Source organism: Treponema vincentii (genome assembly GCF_018336815.1).
Taxonomy (GTDB): domain Bacteria; phylum Spirochaetota; class Spirochaetia; order Treponematales; family Treponemataceae; genus Treponema.
Genome location: NZ_CP050497.1, coordinates 2,133,305 through 2,155,217 on the forward strand (window position 1 = coordinate 2,133,305; position 21,913 = coordinate 2,155,217).

At 47.1% G+C, this 21,913-nt stretch carries 19 protein-coding genes and 2 pseudogenes; 3 read left to right on the forward strand and 18 right to left on the reverse strand.

The features are described from left to right. Positions 1-12: 12 nt before the first annotated feature. The 16 genes and pseudogenes from flhF to GWP40_RS09750 form a co-directional block, all read right to left on the reverse strand. Positions 13-1,377 (reverse strand): flagellar biosynthesis GTPase FlhF, encoded by a 1,365-nt coding sequence (gene flhF / locus GWP40_RS09675; protein ID WP_212565163.1) that lies wholly within the window; start codon positions 1,375-1,377, stop codon positions 13-15. After that, positions 1,377-3,484: pseudogene (gene flhA / locus GWP40_RS09680) on the reverse strand (flagellar biosynthesis protein FlhA). Before flhA ends, flhF begins: the two are co-directional and overlap by 1 nt. A 2-nt stretch (positions 3,485-3,486) precedes the next feature. Then, complete coding sequence (flhB, locus tag GWP40_RS09685; RefSeq protein WP_212565164.1) at positions 3,487-4,638, reverse strand: flagellar biosynthesis protein FlhB; 1,152 nt, start codon at positions 4,636-4,638, stop codon at positions 3,487-3,489. A 1-nt stretch (position 4,639) separates the two neighbouring features. After that, positions 4,640-5,440, reverse strand: a complete 801-nt coding sequence (fliR, locus tag GWP40_RS09690) for a flagellar biosynthetic protein FliR (RefSeq protein WP_212565165.1) — start codon at positions 5,438-5,440, stop codon at positions 4,640-4,642. Positions 5,441-5,464: 24 nt separating this feature from the next. Next, positions 5,465-5,737: a flagellar biosynthesis protein FliQ gene (gene fliQ, locus GWP40_RS09695; protein ID WP_206181584.1), complete on the reverse strand. Its 273-nt coding sequence runs from the start codon at positions 5,735-5,737 to the stop codon at positions 5,465-5,467. A gap of 21 nt (positions 5,738-5,758) precedes the next feature. Beyond that, a complete protein-coding gene (gene fliP, locus GWP40_RS09700; protein ID WP_212565166.1) occupies positions 5,759-6,568 on the reverse strand; it encodes a flagellar type III secretion system pore protein FliP in 810 nt (269 codons plus the stop codon). Beyond that, on the reverse strand, positions 6,565-7,251 hold the full coding sequence (locus tag GWP40_RS09705) for a FliO/MopB family protein (protein ID WP_212565167.1): 687 nt from the start codon (positions 7,249-7,251) through the stop codon (positions 6,565-6,567). Before GWP40_RS09705 ends, fliP begins: the two co-directional genes overlap by 4 nt. Positions 7,252-7,355: 104 nt before the next feature. Then, a complete protein-coding gene (gene fliN, locus GWP40_RS09710; RefSeq protein WP_212565168.1) occupies positions 7,356-8,501 on the reverse strand; it encodes a flagellar motor switch protein FliN in 1,146 nt (381 codons plus the stop codon). Continuing rightward, complete coding sequence (gene fliM, locus GWP40_RS09715) at positions 8,494-9,528, reverse strand: flagellar motor switch protein FliM (protein ID WP_016523505.1); 1,035 nt, start codon at positions 9,526-9,528, stop codon at positions 8,494-8,496. Before fliM ends, fliN begins: the two co-directional genes overlap by 8 nt. A gap of 7 nt (positions 9,529-9,535) precedes the next feature. After that, entirely contained in the window at positions 9,536-10,087 is a 552-nt protein-coding gene (locus GWP40_RS09720) for a flagellar basal body-associated FliL family protein (RefSeq protein WP_212565169.1), read from the reverse strand. 42 nt (positions 10,088-10,129) lie between these two features. Beyond that, a pseudogene (gene motB, locus GWP40_RS09725) lies at positions 10,130-10,848 on the reverse strand (flagellar motor protein MotB). A 3-nt stretch (positions 10,849-10,851) separates the two neighbouring features. Further along, positions 10,852-11,631: a motility protein A gene (locus GWP40_RS09730; protein WP_212565170.1), complete on the reverse strand. Its 780-nt coding sequence runs from the start codon at positions 11,629-11,631 to the stop codon at positions 10,852-10,854. A gap of 17 nt (positions 11,632-11,648) precedes the next feature. Next, a complete protein-coding gene (locus GWP40_RS09735) occupies positions 11,649-11,846 on the reverse strand; it encodes a flagellar FlbD family protein (RefSeq protein WP_016523501.1) in 198 nt (65 codons plus the stop codon). A gap of 23 nt (positions 11,847-11,869) precedes the next feature. Next, positions 11,870-13,261, reverse strand: coding sequence for a flagellar hook protein FlgE (gene flgE, locus GWP40_RS09740; RefSeq protein ID WP_016523500.1), 1,392 nt, complete (start codon positions 13,259-13,261; stop codon positions 11,870-11,872). Positions 13,262-13,291: 30 nt separating this feature from the next. After that, positions 13,292-13,771 (reverse strand): flagellar hook assembly protein FlgD, encoded by a 480-nt coding sequence (gene flgD, locus GWP40_RS09745; protein WP_212565171.1) that lies wholly within the window; start codon positions 13,769-13,771, stop codon positions 13,292-13,294. Positions 13,772-13,789: 18 nt separating this feature from the next. Then, positions 13,790-15,124 (reverse strand): flagellar hook-length control protein FliK, encoded by a 1,335-nt coding sequence (locus tag GWP40_RS09750; RefSeq protein ID WP_212565172.1) that lies wholly within the window; start codon positions 15,122-15,124, stop codon positions 13,790-13,792. A 375-nt stretch (positions 15,125-15,499) separates the two neighbouring features. Here GWP40_RS09750 and GWP40_RS09755 point away from each other — a divergent pair, with 375 nt between their 5' ends. From GWP40_RS09755 to GWP40_RS09765, 3 genes are all read left to right on the forward strand, one after another. Further along, positions 15,500-16,669 carry an acyl-CoA dehydrogenase family protein gene (locus GWP40_RS09755; RefSeq protein WP_212565173.1) on the forward strand — a complete coding sequence of 390 codons (1,170 nt, stop codon included), beginning with the start codon at positions 15,500-15,502 and terminating at the stop codon, positions 16,667-16,669. A gap of 149 nt (positions 16,670-16,818) precedes the next feature. Further along, on the forward strand, positions 16,819-17,598 hold the full coding sequence (locus GWP40_RS09760) for an FAD-binding protein (RefSeq protein ID WP_212565174.1): 780 nt from the start codon (positions 16,819-16,821) through the stop codon (positions 17,596-17,598). Between the two features lie 306 nt (positions 17,599-17,904). Next, positions 17,905-19,209: an FprA family A-type flavoprotein gene (locus GWP40_RS09765; RefSeq protein ID WP_212565175.1), complete on the forward strand. Its 1,305-nt coding sequence runs from the start codon at positions 17,905-17,907 to the stop codon at positions 19,207-19,209. Between the two features lie 323 nt (positions 19,210-19,532). On the opposite strand, the gene GWP40_RS09770 is transcribed toward GWP40_RS09765, so the two are convergent. Both GWP40_RS09770 and GWP40_RS09775 read right to left on the reverse strand, forming a co-directional pair. Next, complete coding sequence (locus GWP40_RS09770) at positions 19,533-21,008, reverse strand: M81 family metallopeptidase (protein ID WP_212565176.1); 1,476 nt, start codon at positions 21,006-21,008, stop codon at positions 19,533-19,535. 47 nt (positions 21,009-21,055) lie between these two features. Next, a complete protein-coding gene (locus GWP40_RS09775) occupies positions 21,056-21,907 on the reverse strand; it encodes a carbohydrate ABC transporter permease (protein WP_212565177.1) in 852 nt (283 codons plus the stop codon). Positions 21,908-21,913: the final 6 nt, after the last annotated feature.

A 21,913-nucleotide genomic window follows, 5' to 3' on the forward strand; every position in this document is an offset into this window, starting at 1 on the left:
TTTAAACTTTTATCAAATTGATTGCGTTTCGGGCTTCTTTAAAGCAGAAACTTTAAGCAGTTGCTCTCTATCTTTATTGCATAGTTGATTGATATATTCGTCATCGATTGAAAATCCTTTTAGTTTCCTTAAAAAGACTTCGACATCGGCAAGCATAAAATCCTGTGGAACTTCCTGCCCCGCCGTTATATACGTTATCGGTATATTCGTTTCCGAAATAACACTCAATAAATTACCGATATATGAGGTTTCATCAAACTTTGTGATGATTAGCGATTTGTATTTAAAAACCGCATACTCTTTCATAATCTCGCGAATATCGTTTATCCGCGTTCCGGCGCATACTGTCAAATATACTTCGGCATCATCCCCCAATTCGGTAAAATAATTTTGCATGGTCGAAATCTTTTCGCGGTCTTTCGGACTCCGACCGATAGTATCGATACAAATAACATCGGCTTCTTCGCGATACAATGCCATATATTTGCGTACTTCTGCGGGACTTGACGCAACCATCAACGGAATTCCCATCAATTCACAATAGCGCTTCATCTGATACGCTGCCCCGATACGCCAGTTATCAATTGTAATCACTTTAACGCGCAAGGGATGTTCGGAATTTTTACGGATATACTGCACGGCAATTTTCGCAAGCGTTGTTGTTTTCCCAACTCCTGTAGGACCAACCAATAACACAACTCGAGTTTTAGGTTGACTCTCAGCAGGTTTAATTTTGATCGATTCGGCAAGCAATTCAAACAGTTTTTTCTGCACCGTCAAAAAATTTTCAATTTCGGTATAGCTTAGCTCATCCTTCAAACGGGCAGAAAGCTTTTTGATATATGAAGGAGAAAAATCATTTTCTTCGAGTATTTTTTGAATTTTAACAATATGCTCATGTTCGGCATCTACCCGCGGTGCGTTCTGTTTTTTCATTTCCGTCACAAGTCGTTCAACCGTTTCCGCCAGTTTATCCAAAGATTGTGCTTGCACCGGTGTAGGCACAGGCTTTTTTTCAGGACTCTTTTTCGAAGTCATATCAACATATTGGCGCAGTTCATCCGCCGCCGCAGGATTCTTATTTGCATATCGCGTTACAATTTTCCGCCGCTCTTCTTCATCGTTGAGATTATTTATATGAGCAACTCTGGGCGCCGGTTTTACCGGGGTCTGCTGTTCGGAAAGTAAGGACGGTCTTTGAGGTAAGGTATCGTTTATCGTAAATGTTATCTCCACCACATCTTTTTCCAAAAGCCCAAACAGCCGACTGATCTTCGCGTCTTTTCTTCTCCAGATGGTAACGGCATCGCCATGCTTTTTTGTAATTTTTCTCAGACATTTTTCATACGTCGAATCTTGCTCAACAAAAAGTTCCATTAGTTTTTATCCTGTTCCAACTTAATCTCACCGATCACTTCAACCTGTATGTCCTTCGCAATTTCGGGGATGGAGAGTACCACAAGATCAGGAATCTCCCTATCGGTTGAATTTTTAATCAAAATACGGGCGGAAGCTTCGGGCGCCAGTACAATAGGAAGGAAGCCGTTTTTCTGCATCGTTGTAACCGCTTGGATAAGCGATCGTATCCACATCCGCTGCTCGGACGGTTCCAGCGCCGCCATCGGTCCGTTTACCGTATCTATTCTGCTTTCAACAATTTTTTTTGAGCAAGTGCAGGTTCGACCGTCAGCACATGGAGTGTTTTATTTTCATCGGCATATTGTAAACATATCTGCCGTCCGAGCGCCTGCCGAACCTTTTCTACAAGTAGAGAAACATCGGAGGTAATCGGACGGAAATCCGCAAGCGTTTCCAAAATAACGATTGTATTGCGGATGGATACCTGTTCCCGCAAAAGCCCTTGCAGCACTTTCTGTACCTCACCGAGGCTGCATACCTTTGCCGCTTCGTCGATAACCGCCGGATAATCCTTGCGCAGCGCATCCATAATCCCCTGCACTTCCTGCCGTCCGAGAATTTCGGCGGCATGCTTTTTAATCACCTCAGTGAGGTGCGTCGCGATAATCGCAGGAGGATCTACCACGGTATAACCGGCGCGCTCGGCACGATCGCGATTCTCTTCGGATATCCATACGGCAGGTAAGCCAAAGGTAGGATCGACAGTGCGCTCGCCGGGAATTTCTTCGGAAACGCCGCCGGGATTTATACCGAGGTACCAACCCATACGGATTTTTCCCCGCGCCACTTCTACGCCCCTAATCTTAAAACAATATTCGCTCGGTTCAAGCCGCATATTGTCGATAATACGGATACGCGGGGCAACCAAACCGAGGTCGAGCGCAGCTTCCCGCCGAATGCGTGTAATACGCTCAAGCAGTTCCGCACCCTTGTCCTTATCGACAAGCGGAATCAGCGCGTAGCCGAGCTCCAGCGACAAAGGATCAAGCGGCACAATGGGAGCAATTTCTCCCGGTGCCCCAGGCTCTCCTCCGCTTCCAGCGCGCTGTTGCTGCCCAGCCTGTTTTTGTGCAGCCTGCTTTTCTTTACCGGCCTTAAATGTCTGTTCTTCCTTGATGATTCTCCACCCGACAAAGGCCAACACAAACGCGATAATAAATAACACAACATGGGGAAAGCCGGGAAGCACTCCCATAATAGCAAGCGTACCGGCAGCAACAAAGTAAATCCACCCGATTTGGGAAAACTGCTTTTTAATATCCTGCCCGAATGAGCCTTCGTCGATCATACGGGTAACCAGTAAACCGGTCGCTACCGACAAAAAGAGCGAAGGCAGCTGCGCAAGCAACCCGTCCCCAATACTCAACGTCGTGTAGGTGCGCAGCGCATTAGAGAAAGATTCGGTTCGGAACACCATCCCGATAATCAAACCGGCAATAATATTGATAACCGTAATAAAAATACCGACTTTTACGTTACCGGACACAAACTGGTTTGCGCCGTCCATCGCGCCGTAAAAGTCATCTTCCCGTTGCAGCTGTTCTTTTTTCTGCCGGGCTTCTTCATCGGTAATAATACCGGCATTGTATTCGGCATCGATGGACATACTCTTTGTCGGATGAGAGTCGAGTTTAAAACGGGCTGAAACCTCGGCGACCCGCTTGGCGCCTTTCGTAATAACAAAGGCCTGCACCGCAATAAGGATGATAAAGATGACAAACCCTATAACGAGACCTTGACTACCCGATGCGCCGATAACAAACGAGCTGAACGCCCGTATCATCGCACCGTCAAATGCTTCCCCTTTGGAAAGGATAAGACGAGTAGACGACACGTTCAATACCAATCCGAAGATGGTACTGAGCAACAGCAATGAAGGAAAGACCGAAAAATCGGTAGCACGTGCAGTAAACAGGACAATCAACAATACGACAAGACTGAAGGTGAGGTTCAGCGCCATAAAAAAATCAAGGAGCACAGTGGGGAGCGGGATGATAAACATCAGCACCATGAGAATGACGGTAAATGCAACTGCGATATCGATATTGTATTTTTTTGCGGCCATAATTATCTTCTATAAAATTCCTGTTTTTTGTTGTTGAGGGTATATACTTCTGCAAATACTAACGAAAGCGCCCGATAATATTCCTCAGGAATTATATCACCGATTTGAACTTTCGCATAGAGTGCACGAGCAAGCGGTTTGTTTTCTATTAATGGAATATTATGCTCACGAGCGATCGCCTTTATCCGCTGCGCCATTGCATCGGCACCCTTTGCCAGTACCATCGGCGCTGCCATCGTTTTTGAATCCCACTGCATTGCAATAGCAAAGTGCGTCGGGTTCGTAATAACCACATCGGCCTTAGGCACATTGCGGATGGCATTTTGAGAAAGAATCGCCTGCATTTGCTGTCTGATTCGCCCCTTAACCTGCGGATCTCCTTCCAATTCCTTGTATTCCTCTTTTATTTCCTGCTTTGTCATCTTCAGCGAATCGATAAATTGCTTACGTTGAAAAAAGTAATCGGGAATTGCTAGAATCAAAAGCAGCAAAGCAGCGGTTGCAAGTAATTTTGCCGCAAGTCCTGCAATAAAAAAAATCGCCTGCGGAAAACTCACCGTCAGCAGCTCAATAAAATGAGGAAGATTTGCCCGTATCACCAAAAAGGCAACAAATACCAGCACAACAACCTTTGTCAACGACTTTGCAAAATTGAATAAACCTTCCGTAGAAAAAAGCGCCCGCTTAAAAAAACGTATAAAGTCAGGAACAATCTTATTGAATTGAGGCTGAATAGGCTTAGTAGAAAATAAAAATCCGTTATTTTGAATGACATTGGCGATAACGCCTGCAAGCATTGCAATAAGCGCAAGAGGGAGCGCAAGCTTTAAAAAATATTGCACAAAGATTCCGAACCAAAGACCACTCCGGATATCAGCTTGCGTGCTCCGTAAAAAAAAGAACCGCAGAATTTCCATACACTCTTCCAAAAAGAAGGATGAAAGAAAGATCAGCGCTCCGGCTGGAAACAGCAGTACCAATGCAGCGTTGATATCCTGACTTTTTGCAACACGCCCTTCTTCGCGAGCTTTACGTATCTTATAGTCGGTTGGGTCTTCGGTACGTCCTTCATCCTCTGCGGCAAACCACTGCAAATCGATGAAAAAATTCCGCTTATTATATTCGTTTGCAGTTTCCATCACGAGTTTCCGCATACTAAATACCTTCGCCGACACGAATCAAAAGCGACTCAAAAGCAGCAAATCCGCTTTCCATAATCCGCACAAAGAAATTCGCCATAAACGGCAACAATACGGTCAAAAGGAAGAAGGTCAGCAAAATAGTTATCGGGAAACCTTCCGATAAAAGGTTCATCTGCGGCGCGGCCTTTGACAGCAACCCCATCGAAACATGCACTAAAAAGAGGGTTCCCATAACCGGCATCGCAATCATCATTGCATTTAAGAAAAGACTGCTAAGGTTTGTCATAAGGAATGAGGCAAGCAACTCCCGTTTTTCCAAAAACATAAAACAGTTGATCGACTGAAAACTGCGGAGCACGCCGCCTAAAAACAGCGTCTGAAACCCCTTAATCTGTAAAAAGATCAACACGGCGATAAAGTTTAAGAACTGTCCCATCAGCGGGTTTTCAATTTGAGCAAGCGCATCATACACTTCCGATACGCCGAATCCCATCTGATACGAAAAGAACTGTCCTGCCGTACTGAATGACGCAAAGATAATGCTGATAAAAAAACCGGTCAGCACCCCGAGCAGCGCTTCGCCGACAACCAGCAGCGCATAGTCAAGATTAAATCCCTGCACATCCAGCGGGGAACCGTAGGCAACCGGCATCACCAAAAAGCCGATTAACCCCGCCAGCGAAATTTTTGCAATACGCGGCACCGCCCTCGTCGAAAAAAGCGGCGTCGTAGAAATCATCGCAAATATCCGCACGCATACTAAAAAAAAGAGAGGAGCTTTTACAAGTAAAAAAGAGAAAGGGTTAGGATCCATTATTCAACGTCGCCTAAAGGTTCCCTACCCTTGCACCAGCTGAGGAATAATGTCAAAAAGGCGGACGGTATAATCCCGCAATACGCTGAACATCCAGCCGCCTAAAAGCGCAAGCATACCCAAAATCGTCAAAATTTTCGGCACAAAGGTGAGCGTCTGTTCCTGAATGGAGGTAGTCGCCTGAAAAATCGCTACGATTAAACCGACAACTAATGCAGCCAGCAGAATAGGAGCAGCTAATATAAATACCTGAAAAATGCCCTCACGCAAGAGATTGACAATCATCCCGATACTCATCGTTTTTCCTCCTTTTTACTTCTACAAGAACGACTGAAAGAGCTGACCAACCAATAAATTCCAACCGTCCACCAGTACGAATAAGATCAGCTTAAACGGCATGGAAATCTGTACCGGCGGCAACATAATCATACCCATCGACATCAGGATACTCGCGACAACCATGTCGATAATGATAAACGGCAGATAGAGGAAGATACCGATCTGGAAAGCGACAGTCAGCTCGTGCAGGATAAATGCAGGGATTAACACATGCGTAGGAACATCGGCGAGCGTATTAGGCTTATCCATACGGGCAAGCGACATACAGAGTCTGATATGAGAGGGATCATGCGCCATCTGCTTATACATAAAAAGACGCAACGGTTTTTCCGCTTCGGTATAGGCGGTTTCGATATTGATTTGCCCGTCCGCCATCGGTTTAAAGGACTTATTGTATATGTCCGTAAAGGTCGGCCACATGATAAAAATTGTCAGAAAAAGCGCAATACCGTTGAGCACCTGCGTCGGCGGCACCTGCTGCAGCGACAGCGCGCGCTTAATAAAGTCGAGTGCAATACTGAGCCGCAAGAACGAGGTCATTAAAAGGAGAATACTCGGCGCAAGGGTGATCAGCGTTATTAACAGGAGCAGCTGAATGGAAAAGGCTACTTCCCGATTATTTTGAGGTTCGCGGATATTCAGGTTAACAAAGGGGATAGTCCCCGCCTGACGAGTGGCGCCTATTTCGGTACGTCCGGTCTGCGATGTACCGGTATTACTCTGCGCGGACAGTGTTACCGGAATACAAAACAGGCAAATGCATGAAATACACAGCACGAGCTTTTTCATTGCCCGTCCCTCCCCGCGCCGCCGGTTTCCGTCTCTTGCGGAGTTCCGTTTGCCTGCGCTGCGCCTGAGTTTTGCAAACGCCCCCGCTGCCTGGCTAAAAATGAATCGAAGGGATTCGCATCCGCTTCTTTGGGTTTTGCCGCAGGGAAAAAGGTGTGCAGTAATGAGCTGAAACTCTGCTTGGGACCGGCCGTCCGCGCCGCGTGCAGGTTCATCGCATCGATGAGTTCTTTATCGGTGATTTCCGCGATCAGCGACAGCGACGCATCCGATGCACCGATCAAATAGGCTTTATCAATAAGAGTTACAATGTAGAGGGTTTTATTAGGAGCAAGCGGTAAACTTGCAACATTTTTTAAGAAAGGATCATCAGCGGCGGTAAATTGCTTTGAACGTCGGATAAAATACAGCACCCCGTAAATAAGCGCACATACGACCGCCAGCGATATAATCAGCTGAAGCAACATTGAAACAGTTGAACTTCTTGAAGCCCGCGGCGCAGGTACATCTTGCACCGGAAAAGCCGATTCATCCGCTTGTAAAACGATCCCTGTTTCTGCCGGAGCTGACTCAGAAGACGCGGAATTACCGGTTTCTGCTGTTCCGTTATCCGCAAACGCACACAGAGCGCTGCATATCAAAAAAAAAGAGACCAGTATTATTCTATATGTGTCTTTAGACATATTCCCCACCCAATACCCAGTCAAGCCGTCTCTTAGAAGCAGCCGGTTACACTCTCCGTACCGCAAAAGGACACCTCTAAAAGAATCGGCTATTTGCAAATCGGCTATGTGTCGCTAATGCGTTCAGCCGGCGACAAAATTTCGGTAACGCGAACACCGAAATTTTCATCGATAACGACAACTTCTCCTTTTGCAATCGGTTTATGATTAACTAATATATCCACCGGTTCACCGGCAAGCTTATCCAATTCGATAATATGCCCTTCACCCATGCTCAAAATTTCTTTAATCATTTTGCGGGTACGGCCGAGTTCGACGGTCATTTCCATGAACACGTCCATAATCAGTCCGATATTTCCCTGTTCCGATTCGGTTACTCCGTTTAACAGGGGAGAAAATTGTACGGACTGCACATTCGGGTTCATGCCGGGCATCACCATTCCGCCTTGAACCGGCGCTCCACCCTGCATTTGCATTCCCATACCCATCGGTTGCTGCCCCATCTGCGGCATTCCATTCATTCCGTTCATCGGCATATTCATTGCCCCCATTGTACTTCCTTGCTCAGGAGCAGGTTGCGGCGAAATAGGCTGCACAGGTGTTACCTGCGAAGCGCTCTCCGTTTTATTCAATTTATCGGCAATTTGCTCTGCCGTCTTTTTTGCGATAATCTCCCATAAATTGAAGGCTGTATCGTCAATTGTAACCGAATATGTTAAAAGTGCAAAGTCCTGCGAAAGCCGTACCATTGCCTTAGGCACATGATGAGCTTCGGCCGGCATATTGGTAACGCCTTTAATATCTTCACCGTCAAATGCACTGATTTCCTTTCCAACATATTGTGCAATAGTCTCACTGATAACGGAAAGAGCCATGTCGTCAATCGTAACACTTTCTTCATTATTTACGAGGCTTACCAGCTTTTCCGCAAATTCGGGAGCCAACACAAACAAGTGATCACCCGTCAGCGCACCGTCAAAATCAATGGTAACGGCAACTGCCATATCCGGCACTTTCTGCAAAAAGGCTTCACGGTTACTCAGCTCGACAACAGGATTAGATATCGATACGGTTTTACCTGTCATCGAATCCAGATTTGCGGAGAGTGCGGGAACATTCCCGTCAAAAAACTTCTGTAATGCTTCTTGACGTGCCGGTGTAAGCGCTCCGTCTGTAGGCGCGCCGGTAGAACCGCCCATACCCGACAACAACGCATCTATTTCATTCTGAGAAATGGACCCATCACTCATATAATTCCTCCTGATCAGCACTTAGCTCTTCAAATTCATCCTGATTGATATCCTCAATCTTTTCCAATATCTGTACGGCAACTTTATTTCCCACAACGCCGGGCTGACACCAGAATTTCTTTCTGCTGCCGACGCTCAGCGTAAACGGATGCCCTACCCTTGTATCGGTAAGCCGTACCACATCACCCGCACGAAGATTGAGTACATCCCGTACCGGCAGTTTTAGCGAACCTACTTCGGCGACGACATCCATATCTACCGTAGACAGCTTTTCTTTCAGTACGCCCATGTACTGAGTTGTTGAACTTCTGCGCACCGACGAGAACCAGAACTGGCTGGAAAGTTTTGAAATAATCGGTTCTATCGTGATATAGGGAATACAGAAGTTCATCATTCCTTCTTCTTCGCCGACTTTTGTTTCAAGCGTAACCAAAACAACCATTTCGGAAGGAGGTACAATCTGCGCAAACTGCGGGTTTGTTTCAATCTGTCCCAAGCGGGGACGTAAATCGATAACCTGCGTCCATGCCTCGCGCATATTCGCCAAGATACGAACGATAACCCCTTCCATAACGGAGGCTTCGATGTCGGTTAATTCCCGCTGCACCATCGTACCTTGTCCCGTACCGCCGAAAAGACGGTCGATGATAGAGAAGGTAACGGAAGGGTCTATTTCCAAAACGGCATTCCCTTTCAGCGGATCCATGTTAATTACGGCCAGCGTGGTCGGCGTAGGGATTGAACGGATAAACTCTTCATACGTCAGCTGATCGACAGAGGCAACGTGTACGTGCGCCATACTCCGCAGCTGAGCAGAAAGAGCGGTGGTAGTCAAACGCGCAAAGGTTTCGTGCATAATTGAAACGGTACGCATCTGCTCCTTAGAGAATTTATCCGGCCGTTTAAAATCGTAAATTTTGATTTTACGCGTATCATTAACCGGTCTAAACTCTTCCGCTTCGGTATCCCCCGAGCTGATTGCAGTGAGAAGCTGGTCTATTTCGTCCTGCGATAATACTTCAGTCATACAATCCCTATTGTTCTATAATATCATATTGAGTAAAAGCAACCGCTTTTATCTTCGACTTTGATAGTATATTGTCATTGATTTGATTACGGATTTCGATTTTAATCTTCTCTTCCTGTTTCAGTTCCGCAATCGTCTTACTTTGGAAATAACCGCGAAGAAAATCCTTCAACTCAACCAACCGTGCTGTCAGTTCCTGCGAAGTTGTCTTATCGTTCTGCGGGTATCCAAGCTCGACGTTAACCACAACGGTACCCGGCGTAACATCTTTAGTAAATGTCTTTACCGCACCGATCGCAGAATAATATTGCAGCATTTCACGCGAGTCGCGGTATTCCTCCGCAATAGGATATTCGGACTGGGACTGTCCCCGCTTTGACATCAGATTAACCGTAATAACGACAACCGTCACGATAAAAATCAAAGCAGCGAGTACGATGGCAATGTATTTCAGAAGCGTCGGAATAAGCCCCGCTTTTTTAGCTTTTACCGGATTATCGACACCGATGTTTTCATCCATTCCGTGTTCATCAGTCAAATTTGTATGCTCGTCAGCCATTGTGGTTACTCCTCTCTCTTCAAGTAAATCTTTAGGGAAGCACTAAAAATGTGCATCATCCAAAATGATAATATCAACCCGTCTATTATATGCGCGCCCTTCTGCAGTCTCGTTGGAATAGACAGGACGAGTATCTGCATAGCCGGCAATGGAAAACTTATCTTCCTGTACACCGAAGTCAGTCAAATTATGCAATACGTTGATTGCGCGGGCAGCTGACAGTTCCCAGTTGCTTGTCCACTTTCCCGCAAGCGCATCGCTTGAATCCGTATGTCCTTCGATACGGAAACGTCGAGCCGCTAATTCTTTATCGGATAAAAACTGCGCAATTTTCAATAATGTTTCGCGGCTTTCTTCGATATTCAATTCCGCACTGTTTCGTGCAAAAAAGGCATCAGCTGCAAGCGAAATAACAACACCGCGTTCATCGCTGGTAACAGCAAGCTTAGTGGTCTTTATTTCAGGTGCAAAAATCGACACAGCCTTTTTTTAAGGCGGTTCCGAGCAATTTTCCTTTTTTCCATAGACGGCATTGAACTGATAGTATTGCCGAGGTCGGCAAGTTTACCAGCCGACAACGAGATGGAACCGCCGGTAGGATCGCCGCTGATAGATGCCGATAACGCCTGTAAGCGGGTTATATCTACTTCGCTCGGCTCGTACAACATAACGAAGAAACAGAGCATCAGCGTAACCATATCGCCATACGTTGTCAGCCATCCGCTACCGGGCGCATTTGCGCCTTTCTTTTTCCGTGCCATGAACTAATCCCTTATCAGTTCAGCTTCCAAAACCTTTCGGTCTTTAGGATCAAGATACGTCAGCAATCGCTGTGCAAGGATACGCGGGTGATCGCCCGATTGAATACCAAGGATTCCTTCGATAATCATTTCCTTTGAGCGTACTTCCAGATTATTCTGGTATGAAAGTTTGGAAGCGATAGGAATGAGCAGCCAGTTTGCCATCATAGAACCGTAAAACGTCGTAACCAACGCAACTGCCATGTTCGGACCTAACGAACTCTTATCTTCGATGTTCAACAACATACCGATAAGACCGATAACCGTTCCCAACATTCCGAAGCCGGGCGCCAGTGTCGCCCATGCGTTTACTAATGAAATCCATTTATTGTGCCGCTCTTCCATCTGTGTCAATTCATTTTCCATCGACACACGAATGGCAGCTCCGTCGATACCGTCGATAACATTGCGCAGTCCGGTGCGAAGAAAATCATCTTCAAAATCCTGAATTTCTTCTTCCAGAGCCAAAAGACCGGTACGGCGGCTTTTTTCGGACAAGGCGACGAGTTTTTGTACCATTTCTTTCTCTTTATAGTCGGCAACTTTGAACACCCTGCCCATAACCTTGAAAATACCGATAACGTAAGAAAGCGGATAGGTTAAGAACAAACACATATACGAACCGCCGATCGTGATGAACATCGAAGGAACGTCGATAAGTCCGCCGAGCGAGCTTCCCATAAAAGCGCCGAACATAACGACAGCGATACCGCCGAATATACCTATAAATGATGCTATATCCATAACTTAAGACAGCTCCCTTACATTTCGTTTTTAAAGATACCGATACATCTGCGGTACGCGACAATAGCGTCGATCAGCGCGTCGGGCGTTTCTTTTATCACAAAACTTTTGCCCGATAGCATGTGCAACGTTACATCGGGATTACAGTCTATCGTTTCAATCTGATGAGGATTTATCCAATACTGTGTACCGTTAAGCCGCGTAACCTTTACCATAATGTATCCTTCATATTACCTTATTACCGCTTCAAATTCAATACGGTTTCAAGCATTGTATCCGAAGTTTGAATAGTTTTTGCCCCTGCTTGGAACCCGCGCTGCGTAATAATCATATCGGTAAACTGATCGGTTAAATCGACATTACTCATTTCGAGGGTACCGGCAATCAGCTTGCCCTTTCCCATAACGCCCGAAGTGGTAATGTTCGCAATACCGGAGTTATTCGACTGAATATAGGTATTTTCACCGGCCTTTTCCAAACCGCCTTGGTTTGCAAAGCCCGCCATTGCAAGCTGACCGATCTCATTGCTTACTCCGTTGGAGTACACACCGGTGATAATACCGCTCTGATCAATCTTGAAGTTTTCAAGATAGCCCATCGCGTATCCGTCCTGTTCGTAAGCTTTAGTGGTGCTGCGTTCTGCGAATTGGGTAATTGTATTGCGTGAAGTACCGATCTCTCCTAGGTTAATATCGAAGGTATGGCGGACAGGAGCGCCGTCTTCACCGGCTGTTGCACCGGGAACGTTATAGGAAACCTGCACGAGTACTTGCCCTGCTTCAGCGGAGGCATTTCCTGCCGTATCGGTAACCGAAGCAAGGTGTCCGTAGTTGTCGAAGGTAACGGTAAACGTGTTGCCGGTTCCTTCGGTGGTGCCGACACCCGTGCGCGTTGCCGTTGCTTCCGCATTTTCAGGGTCAACATTGACCGTCGCGAGCCACTGGTTTTGAGTGCCCGGAACGCGCGAAAAACTTAAATTCAGTTCGTGGGTTTCGCCGAAAGTGTCGTATACTTTGAACTCGGTTGTCCATGTCGATTCCAACACTTGTGCGCGGTTCGCGTTTTCGGGTAATTCCGGAAGCCGCTTGTCGAGATTACAGGCGTAGTTCACCGAGGTAGTCGCACGGGCGTCGATCTTCTGCCCGATTGGGATAATGAGGTCTTCCGTCTGTGCGGAGGTGTTGATAAGGCGGGTACCGTCTACTTCCTGCGCCATCCAGCCCTGAACACGCATACCGTTTGCGGGGTTCACCATCGTACCGTCTTTATCGACACCGAAGGCTCCGGCGCGGGTATAAAAGCTCTTTTCACCCGACTTGAGTACGAAGAAACCGTTTCCCTGCACCGCGATATCGGTATTGATACCGGTTGACTGCAAAGCGCCCTGCGTATGCACGGTGTCGATACTCGCAACCATAACACCGAGGCCGACTTCTTTCGGGTTCACACCGCCGACTTCTTCGTTCGGACGGGAAGCGCCGCTCAACTGCTGAGAAATCAAATCCTGAAAATTAACCCGTCCGCGCTTAAAACCGGTCGTGTTTACGTTTGCAATATTGTTACCGATAACATCCATTCTTGTTTGGTGATTCTGCATTCCGGAAACGCCGGAAAATAATGACCGCATCATATCTGTATCTCCTCTCTTCTATTATATAGTTTAGTTATTTGCATAGACGGTTTGTACGTCCGACCATGCATACCATTTGCCGTTAACCTGTACCTGCGGATTCTCGCCGCGGGTTGCAGCCGTAATAGTTCCCGAAACGGTACCGCTGCTCTGTTCGATATCAACTTGTTTGCCGACCACATTGACCGCCGAAGAATCTCCGATCAGTCTATTCAAAGTTCCGAAGCTCTGGTTCATGTTTGTCAACTGCTCAAGCGACGTGAACTGCGCCATCTGAGCGACAAACTGAGTGTCTTCCAGCGGGCTGGTGGGATCCTGATGAGTCAGCTGCGCTACGAGTAGTTGCAGAAAATCGTCTTTTCCCAGCTCCTGCTTCGGCTTTCGCCCTTCCGGAAAATTCTGTTTATTGATTGTGTCAACTTCCATGTTGAGCAGGGCTTTTTCTTCCGGACTCATTTCAAAAGAAGGCATCGGAACTCCGTTTCCTTGCGCTACCGTACTGATGTTCATATCTCTTTATCTCCCATTTTACGCAAATACATTCACTGCTTGATCTTGCCCGAATGCGTAGACAGTTTCAGTATCGGCATAACGATTGCCCTGCATTACCTCAAGCCGGTCATTTTGTGCAAATAATTCATTAAATTGACCGTTCTTGCCATCGAATTGCCGGCCGCCGCCTTCGCCCGACCAGCTGACATCGAATTGCGCACTCGCGAATCCGCCCTGTTCAAAGGCTTTTGCAAGCTGTTCGATGCTTTCTTTAAACGCTTCGTACGCTTCTTTTGATCCCGTGATAATCTTCCCAACGATTTTTTTACCGCCAGCCAATTCCAAATTGATCCTGACATTACCGAGATGCGCGGGTTGCATTTGCAAGCGGATGACACCTGCGTTGTTATCCTGCAATACAATCCGCCCTGCCTGCACAAAGTCGGGCGCCATATCCTGCACCTGCTGCGCAACCAACGAGGCAAAACTCGGTGCGCCGCTCTCCTGCGCTGTCTGTGTACCGTTTGCAGCGGTGCCCAAACCAGCCGTCATACTGCGAAAGTCTGCCGCCATATCAACCGACGGCGCATTGGTAACCCGCACGGCGGCGCCCGCTTCGTGTACGGAACCGTCCGCAGTAACCGGAGCGGCATTCACCGTGCGCTCATCTATAATAGTAAACACCGGTTTGTGCTGTTTTACCTGCTGCGCCTTTGTGCTTTTTTCGAGAGCGCTATCCGCGGCGGGCTCATCAGCATTTTTCTTCTGCTTTCCGGACAGCTCTGCCGTGCCGGAAGCCGATATACCTACAGCCAAGCCGGATTCCGCTTTGCCGTTTTTCTGTTTTTTCAACTGCTGAGCTTCTTCGGCAGAGAGTAAAGCGGCTCCCTCAGGCACGGCATCCGGCTCCGCTTGAGCAAACATCGAAGTTTGAAGCTGCTTATCCGCGCCGTTTTCAAGCGCATTCTTTACATCGAATCCGTCTTCAAAGGCACGCAAAACGTCCGCGTCTGCAAGCGCTTCGGCGGCCTCCCCTTCCCGTGCATCTGCTTCGGCAAGGTGTTGTGCACGCGGATCACTTTGCTTTCCGGCTTTGTTCTTTAACCGGGATAATTCGGTTTGTGCCGCAGCATTTTTTTTACGCTCGGTCTGTTCCGACGCTTCTTGAGCCGACGCTGCATTGCCGGATATTTTTTCGTCTCCCGCAGTACGGCTGTCAGTCTCCTCCGCCATCAGTTTTTGTATTATATCGATAAAGGATGAGCCCTTCACATCAGGTTCTTTTGCATTTTTTTTATCCTGATTACTTGACTGTACCGCATCCGTGTAATTGACCGGCTGCATATCGTTCTGGACATCAAGTGTTTGCATATATTGAACCTCCAATTTGCCTCTATATAGATAAATAATAGATAAACTCTCGTCTTTATGATTTTCGGCGTTTTTTTTGCCTTATTGAGAAAGAAAAGAAACAAAATGGGAAAGATTTTATAGAGATCTCTAAAAAACTTGAGTTTTTTGCAGATGCTCTAATCTCTCAGCTTTAAAAAATAAGAACAATTCTTAATTTTCTCATTGACAAATCTTTTATACCTGCTTTAAAATAGAAATTAGGAATGAAGTGCAGCTTTATTATTTACATGAAATGAAGCGGCATATACACAATGAAGAAACTCTCTAAAATCATTACCGGTTTTTAGGGACTCTCCGAATAGCAAAAAGTGAATACTTGACAGGAGGTAAATCATGTTATTCAAAACGACAGAAGCACACGAAGCGTTGCGCAAGCAGGTTCGCGAATGGGCTGAAAAAGAAGTAAAACCGATCGTACTCGAAAAAGATCGCGGCCCTGTTGAAGATGCGTGGATGGAAGATCAGGTAAAGCAGATGGCCGCTCACGGGTGGCTCGGCATTCCCTATTCCAAGGATTACGGCGGAGCGGGGCTTGATGTTATCAGCTACGCAATCGTTGTTGAAGAGCTTTCCCGCGTGGACGGCGGTATCGGTGTTATCTGCTCAGCACATACGTCTTTAGGCGCATATCCGATTGCAGAATTCGGAACGGAAGCTCAAAAGCAGAAATATTTAATACCGCTTGCAAAGGGCGAGAAAATCGGTGCATTCGGCCTAACGGAACCCAATGCGGGCAGCGATGCCGGCGGTACCGAAACCGAGTATATCGATGACGGCAGCAATTACATTCTGAACGGTTCAAAGATTTTCATTACCAATGCGCCCAAGGCTGACACCTATGTTGTATTTGCTGCAAATCCCGATGTTCCCGGAACAAGGGGGATCAGTGCATTCATCGTGGAAAAAGGCGATGAGGGTTTTGAATTCGGTGAACACTATGACAAACTCGGTATCCGTACTTCCGCAACTGCAGAGCTGATCTTCAATGAAGTAACGATTCCTCATGACCGCTTGCTCGGTAAAGAGGGTGAAGGCTTCAAAATCGCTATGAAAACCCTCGACGGCGGCCGTATCGGTATCGCAGCGCAAGCGCTCGGTATTGCACAAGGCGCGTATGAAGAAGCGGTAAAATATGCACGCACCCGCGAACAGTTCGGTAAACCGATCGGCGCTCAGCAGAACCTCGCATTTAAGCTTGCTGATATGCTGACAAAAATCGAAGCAGCCCGCCTTCTGATCTACAAAGCTGCGGAAAAGAAAGAAAACCACGAGGATTACGGCCTTGATTCCGCGATGGCAAAAATGTATGCATCGGATATCGCGCTTGAAGTGGTGAATGCAGCGCTCCAAATCCATGGCGGCTCAGGCTTTATCAAAGGCATTCCGGTAGAAAAGATGTATCGCGATGCCAAGATTACCACCATCTACGAAGGCACCAACGAAATCCAACGGCTCGTTATTGCATCGAAGATATTGGGAAAACTCGGTAAGGCAAACCGGTAAATCAACAACACACATTTTTAAAGAAGGTTTATTTTCAGCGGCGCCGTTTGCACCGCTGAAAAACACGTCAAGTTTGCTCATGTAAACTTGCAGATGATATATGTGCGCGTTCCGCGCACGAAATGATAAAGTTTTTATAGGAGTATGAAATGGCAGTAGCTCGACTAAAAGGTGATCCGAAAATCGGTATTACCGGCATGCGCAAACGTATCTTCCCCGACGGCGATACGATGAAAGAGAAGGTTCACAAACTGGTTCAGCAGTTGGTTGAAGTTGAACGTTTTAAGTTCTACAAAGATGTGGATATCAATTCACTGATGGCGATGGCGCCGATTGGTGTTTCAGGCGGTCGCGGTGTAAAAGACAAAGAGACGTGGCACTTAATAGAAGACTTGGCAAAAGCAGCAGGCGCTTCCATCGGTTCTTCCCGCCCCGCAGCGGAAACCTTAAAGTATGTTCCGGTGCAGCGGTATGTCGGTATGTCCGGACAAAAGTTTAAGGGGAACCTCTATTTTGCGATCGGTATTTCCGGCGCTATTCAGCACTTGAAAGGTATTAAAGATGCCTCCCGTATTATCGCCATCAACAAAAGTAAGAAAGCGCCGATTTTCTCACACTGCGATTACGGTATTGTCGGCGATTTGGAAGAAGTTATTCCGATCTTAATTGAAGAACTCAATGCGCTTTCAAAAGAAGAGCTGACCTTCCCCTATCCGAAGATTAAGAAAGCGCCAGTGCCGCGTCCGTCTCGAATTGGACCGCAGTATGTTTGTTTGGGCTGCGGCTATAAGTATGTACCGGAAGAAGGGAATAAGGACGCGGATATTCCGCCTGAAACCTTGTTCGAGCATCTGGATCCCGAATTCACTTGTCCCGACTGCGGCGAAGCGAAAGACCGCTTTATCAAGTTGACGTTCCGCAACAACTAAAAAAGGAGTTTGATAAAAAGCGCCGTCTGAAATGTCGCCGCCGCTTTTTATCTCAAGTTTGCGTTGCAAACTTGATTATTTACGTGTGCGCGTAACGCGCACGGCTAAAAACTTTTTCGGATGTTCAAACATCCTACAAAAGTTTTTATAGGAGTTTGATAAAAAGCGCCGTCTAAAATGTCGCCGCCGCTTTTTATCTCAAGTTTACGTTGCAAACTTGATTATTTACGAGTGCGCGTAACGCGCACGGCTAAAAACTTTTTCGGATGTTCAAACATCCTACAAAAGTTTTTATAGGAGTTTACTATGTACAATGTACGTGAAGTTACAAAAGATGTATGGTGGGTCGGCGGACACGATCACCGCTTAACATTATTCGAAAATATGCACCCGATACCCCTCGGAGTGAGCTACAACGCATATCTTCTTTTTGACAAAAAGAGCACCATCCTATTTGATACGGCGGAATGGACATCCTGCCCGCAGCTGATGGAAAATATTGCCTATTTGCTGGAAAAATATGGACGCGATAAGGTTGACTATCTTGTTGTAAACCACATGGAATGCGACCACTCCTCCTCCGTAACCACCGTGTTGGACAAATGGGCGCCGACAATTATCTCCACGGAAAAAGGCTTTATGCTGATGCGTCAGTTCGCCTATGATCCCGACAACTACAAAACCGATACCGTTAAAGAAGGAGACACCCGCACCTTTGAAGACCACACCATTGCCTTTGTTGAAGCGCCGATGGTGCACTGGCCGGAAGTTATGGTTACCCTTGATGTAACCAACGGAGTGCTCTTTTCTGCGGATGCGTTCGGCTCGTTTATCGCACTTGACGGTAAGCTTTTTGCAAAAGAAGTAAACTACCCGCGCGACTGGATGGATGAAGCACGCCGCTATCTGACAAACATCGTCGGTAAGTATGGCCCTGAGGTTATGCACCTTGTTGGAAAGGTGCTCAAGCTCGACCTATTACCTAAGATTAAATACATCTGTTCTCTGCACGGTTTGGTATGGGAGGCGGACAACTTTCCCTACATCCTCGACAAATACCTGCACTGGGCAACCTACACGCCGGAAGAAAAAGGCGTGTTGCTGGTGTACGGTTCCATTTACGGAAATACGGAATCCGCGGCCTTTGCGCTTGCTTCAAAGATTGTTGAAAAAGGCATTACGAATGTGTCGGTATACGATGCGTCGAGCACCCATGTGTCGTATCTTATTTCCGAAGCATTCAAGTTCAGCCATATCGTTATTTGTTCTCCGACATATAACTTGAACATTTTCCCGCCGATCCATGAGTTCTTGGATCACATGAGGCTTTTGAACTTACAGAATAGAAAAATCGCTATTGTGGAAAATGGCTCATGGGCAGTACGGTCGGGTGACCTTATTCAGGAATTTATCGAAAAGAACATGGATGATATGGAAATTATCAACGAACGTATCACCATTGCTTCAACGATGAGTCCCGATAAGGGCTATGAGCTTGATTCTATGGCTCAAGCAATCGCCGATTCTATGAATGCAACGGATATCTCCTTACCGGAAGGAGTGCCGCAGCTTGATGTTTCCGGCATCCACTTCGCACGGGAAAGAAGGTAAATCTTGCCGGTAAATGTACCGCCGTGTACATTCGCTGGCGGCGATGTTTTTGCTGCGCAAAAACATCGCTTTTGCGTAGAACCCCCGCCGTCCGTGGCGGTACTGATACGCCTTTCCGTAAGCCTTTTAAAATAGACTGTCCAGAAGTGTATATCCGTGTACATTTGCTGACGGCGAGTTTTTACTCACGCAAAAACATCGCTGTTGCGTGAAACCACGGACATCCCTGTCCGTTCTGAAACTACAAAAAACACCCGGAGGCGTATCTTTGATACGTTGAGGACACTTTTTTACCGTATGACGCAGTAGATGCGTCGTATATTTCAAAAGGGATGCCAATCCATATCCTTATCCATCGGATACATCGGACTCGGTAAATATTTGTAGTGCAGCCGAGAGAACACTTCGTTGGTACTGCCGTCGGTGAGCACGAGCATCGAGCGTTTTGCAATGGCGCGGATCTCCGGTTCAAGGTAGCCGAGCTTGACAACGATAACCTTACGCTCCGTAGGTTCGACGCCGAGCGCCCGCATCATTTCGGGGTCATAGCAGCCGACATGCTTTGACGTTACGACCACATCCACGCCGCAGACATCCAAGAGCGCCATATCGCTGTTCTGTGCCTCAGCCCATGCCTTGCACAGTTTTTTTACCGTCGCTTTTACCTGAATGGGGGAGCTTTTTTCCTTGTCGAAGGCGGCGCCGAGCGTCCCCGCTACAACGTTTCCTTCTCCGGCTTTAAAGGCGGCTGCAACTAAGGCAGGGTCGTAAAAAGCCTGATAGCACAGCGGCGGGTTTAACGAGGTTAAGAAGGAATCGGCAAGGATCGCCTTTAAAAAGTTAGTTACGTCCTGCGAAGAACCGGCGGTCGGGTTGTCACCCGAGTCGGAAAGCACTACCGGATAAACGCCTGCTTCAACACTGGAACGTGCATGGACAAGAGCGTCGGCAGGTTCGCGGGTTTCGTTGTAAAAGCAGAATTCTTTTCGGGTATCCCAGAACAACTGCGCAAGCTCCCGTGCCTTTTCTGTTGCGAGCTGTTTATCTCCGTCGGTTACCACCATCGCCGTAACACCGTTGTCGGCGGTATCAGCCCACGGAAAGCCGAGTAGGTAGGAGGCAGCCATAATGTGCGGCTGTTTCTCGTATTCGCGTAATGTTGTCGTCAGCTTTTTCATCGGTTCAACGCTGGTTTCCGACTGCTCGCCTGCGATAAGGAACGGAATCTTAACCGCCGACATAACCGGTCTGATGCCTTTTTCCAACGTGTCGATGGTCATACGCGCTGCATGAATGCCGATTTCATACGTGTCCGTGTGCGGGGCGCATTTGTAACCGACATAGCCGTCTACATAGTCGAGCATCCGCTGCGAAATCGTTGCGTGCATATCAAGCGATGACAAAATAGGAATGTCGGGGCAGATTTTACGGATATCTTCCAGTAAATCGCCTTCCGCCTCTCCGATTTCGCGCACCCGCATCGAGCCGTGCAGGGAAAGACACAGCGCATCCAGCGGCAACGCATCTTTAATCGCCTGCAAGAATTCCTTTTTTAACGAAAGGTAGTAATCTTTGTCCCATTCACCGTTCGGAACCGCCCGTGCAATAAGCGTCGGAATAACCTCGTATCCCGCTTCTTTTAGCGTAGCAATCGAACCGAACACGGAACTTTGTCCCTTTCCCTCTAAAAGATCTTTTCCCCGTAAGACCCAAATATCATCGGGTCCGGTGGTAATCGGGTTAAAGGTATCGGACTCATGGTGCATTCCGCCCACGAGTACCCGCTTTTTTCTATTCATTTAAAAACTCCTTCAATAAGTAAGAAAAAAAATAAGAACAAACGCCGCTATTCCTTTAACGCCCCTTCCCCAAAGCCTTTAATCAACTGTGCGTGGAATACAATATAAAATACAATCATCGGAAGCACACCGATAATAAGGGATGCATATTGTAAACCATAGTCGATGTTGAGCCGCCCCGCAAACTGTGTAATCGCAACCGGCAAACTCTTCAGCGCTGCCTTCGTGGTAAAGACGAACACGAATAAAAACTCATTCCAATGCTGTAAGAAGGATAGAATAACCATCGTCGCAATGACGGGAACGGAGAGCGGCATAATCATCGTCCAGAATATGTAGCGATACTTTGCGCCGTCTATTTCCGCCGATTCAATGAGCGCATTGGGTATACCCCGCACATACGACATCGCAATCATAATGGAAATCGGCAAGTTGAAAGCAACGTATGGAATGATGACGCCCAAGCGAGTATTCACCATACCGAGTTTTGCTTCCAGTTGGAATAGCGGAATAATAACCGCATGGACGCTGATCATCAAACCAAAAGCAAAAATCGAGGTAAATATCTTTGCCGATTTAAAAGGGAATTTCGTCAATCCGAAAGCGGCTGCCATTGCGAGCAGCATAGTCGAAACGGTCGCCGTAATGGTATAGATAAAACTGTTGACAAGCGCGATACCCAACCCGCCCTTTGCCCACGATTCGGTATAGTTAAAAAAGGTAGGAGCTTTCGGCAGCGCCAACGGGTGAACCATAATTTCTGCGTTCAGCTTAAAGGATGAATAAAAAAGCCAAATGAGCGGAAAGAGTGTGAGCACCGCAAAGGTCAGCATCAAAATATAAGCGCTTGTTCGCCACCCATGAGAGGCTTGTTGCAGCATATTTTGTTTTGTCGTCATATCAGC

Bases quoted from the DNA above. Each gene is read 5' to 3' on its own strand.
- fliR (WP_212565165.1), bottom strand. From the start codon at position 5,440: ATGGATCCTAACCCTTTCTCTTTTTTACTTGTAAAAGCTCCTCTCTTT.
- flgE (WP_016523500.1), bottom strand. From the start codon at position 13,261: ATGATGCGGTCATTATTTTCCGGCGTTTCCGGAATGCAGAATCACCAA.
- GWP40_RS09720 (WP_212565169.1), bottom strand. From the start codon at position 10,087: ATGGCTGACGAGCATACAAATTTGACTGATGAACACGGAATGGATGAA.
- fliN (WP_212565168.1), bottom strand. From the start codon at position 8,501: ATGAGTGATGGGTCCATTTCTCAGAATGAAATAGATGCGTTGTTGTCG.
- GWP40_RS09735 (WP_016523501.1), bottom strand. From the start codon at position 11,846: ATGGTAAAGGTTACGCGGCTTAACGGTACACAGTATTGGATAAATCCT.
- GWP40_RS09765 (WP_212565175.1), top strand. From the start codon at position 17,905: ATGTACAATGTACGTGAAGTTACAAAAGATGTATGGTGGGTCGGCGGA.
- GWP40_RS09755 (WP_212565173.1), top strand. From the start codon at position 15,500: ATGTTATTCAAAACGACAGAAGCACACGAAGCGTTGCGCAAGCAGGTT.
- GWP40_RS09705 (WP_212565167.1), bottom strand. From the start codon at position 7,251: ATGTCTAAAGACACATATAGAATAATACTGGTCTCTTTTTTTTTGATA.
- fliQ (WP_206181584.1), bottom strand. From the start codon at position 5,737: ATGAGTATCGGGATGATTGTCAATCTCTTGCGTGAGGGCATTTTTCAG.
- GWP40_RS09775 (WP_212565177.1), bottom strand. From the start codon at position 21,907: ATGACGACAAAACAAAATATGCTGCAACAAGCCTCTCATGGGTGGCGA.
- GWP40_RS09760 (WP_212565174.1), top strand. From the start codon at position 16,819: ATGGCAGTAGCTCGACTAAAAGGTGATCCGAAAATCGGTATTACCGGC.
- flhB (WP_212565164.1), bottom strand. From the start codon at position 4,638: ATGCGGAAACTCGTGATGGAAACTGCAAACGAATATAATAAGCGGAAT.
- flgD (WP_212565171.1), bottom strand. From the start codon at position 13,771: ATGAACATCAGTACGGTAGCGCAAGGAAACGGAGTTCCGATGCCTTCT.
- fliP (WP_212565166.1), bottom strand. From the start codon at position 6,568: ATGAAAAAGCTCGTGCTGTGTATTTCATGCATTTGCCTGTTTTGTATT.
- GWP40_RS09730 (WP_212565170.1), bottom strand. From the start codon at position 11,631: ATGGATATAGCATCATTTATAGGTATATTCGGCGGTATCGCTGTCGTT.
- fliM (WP_016523505.1), bottom strand. From the start codon at position 9,528: ATGACTGAAGTATTATCGCAGGACGAAATAGACCAGCTTCTCACTGCA.
- GWP40_RS09770 (WP_212565176.1), bottom strand. From the start codon at position 21,008: ATGAATAGAAAAAAGCGGGTACTCGTGGGCGGAATGCACCATGAGTCC.
- flhF (WP_212565163.1), bottom strand. From the start codon at position 1,377: ATGGAACTTTTTGTTGAGCAAGATTCGACGTATGAAAAATGTCTGAGA.
- GWP40_RS09750 (WP_212565172.1), bottom strand. From the start codon at position 15,124: ATGCAAACACTTGATGTCCAGAACGATATGCAGCCGGTCAATTACACG.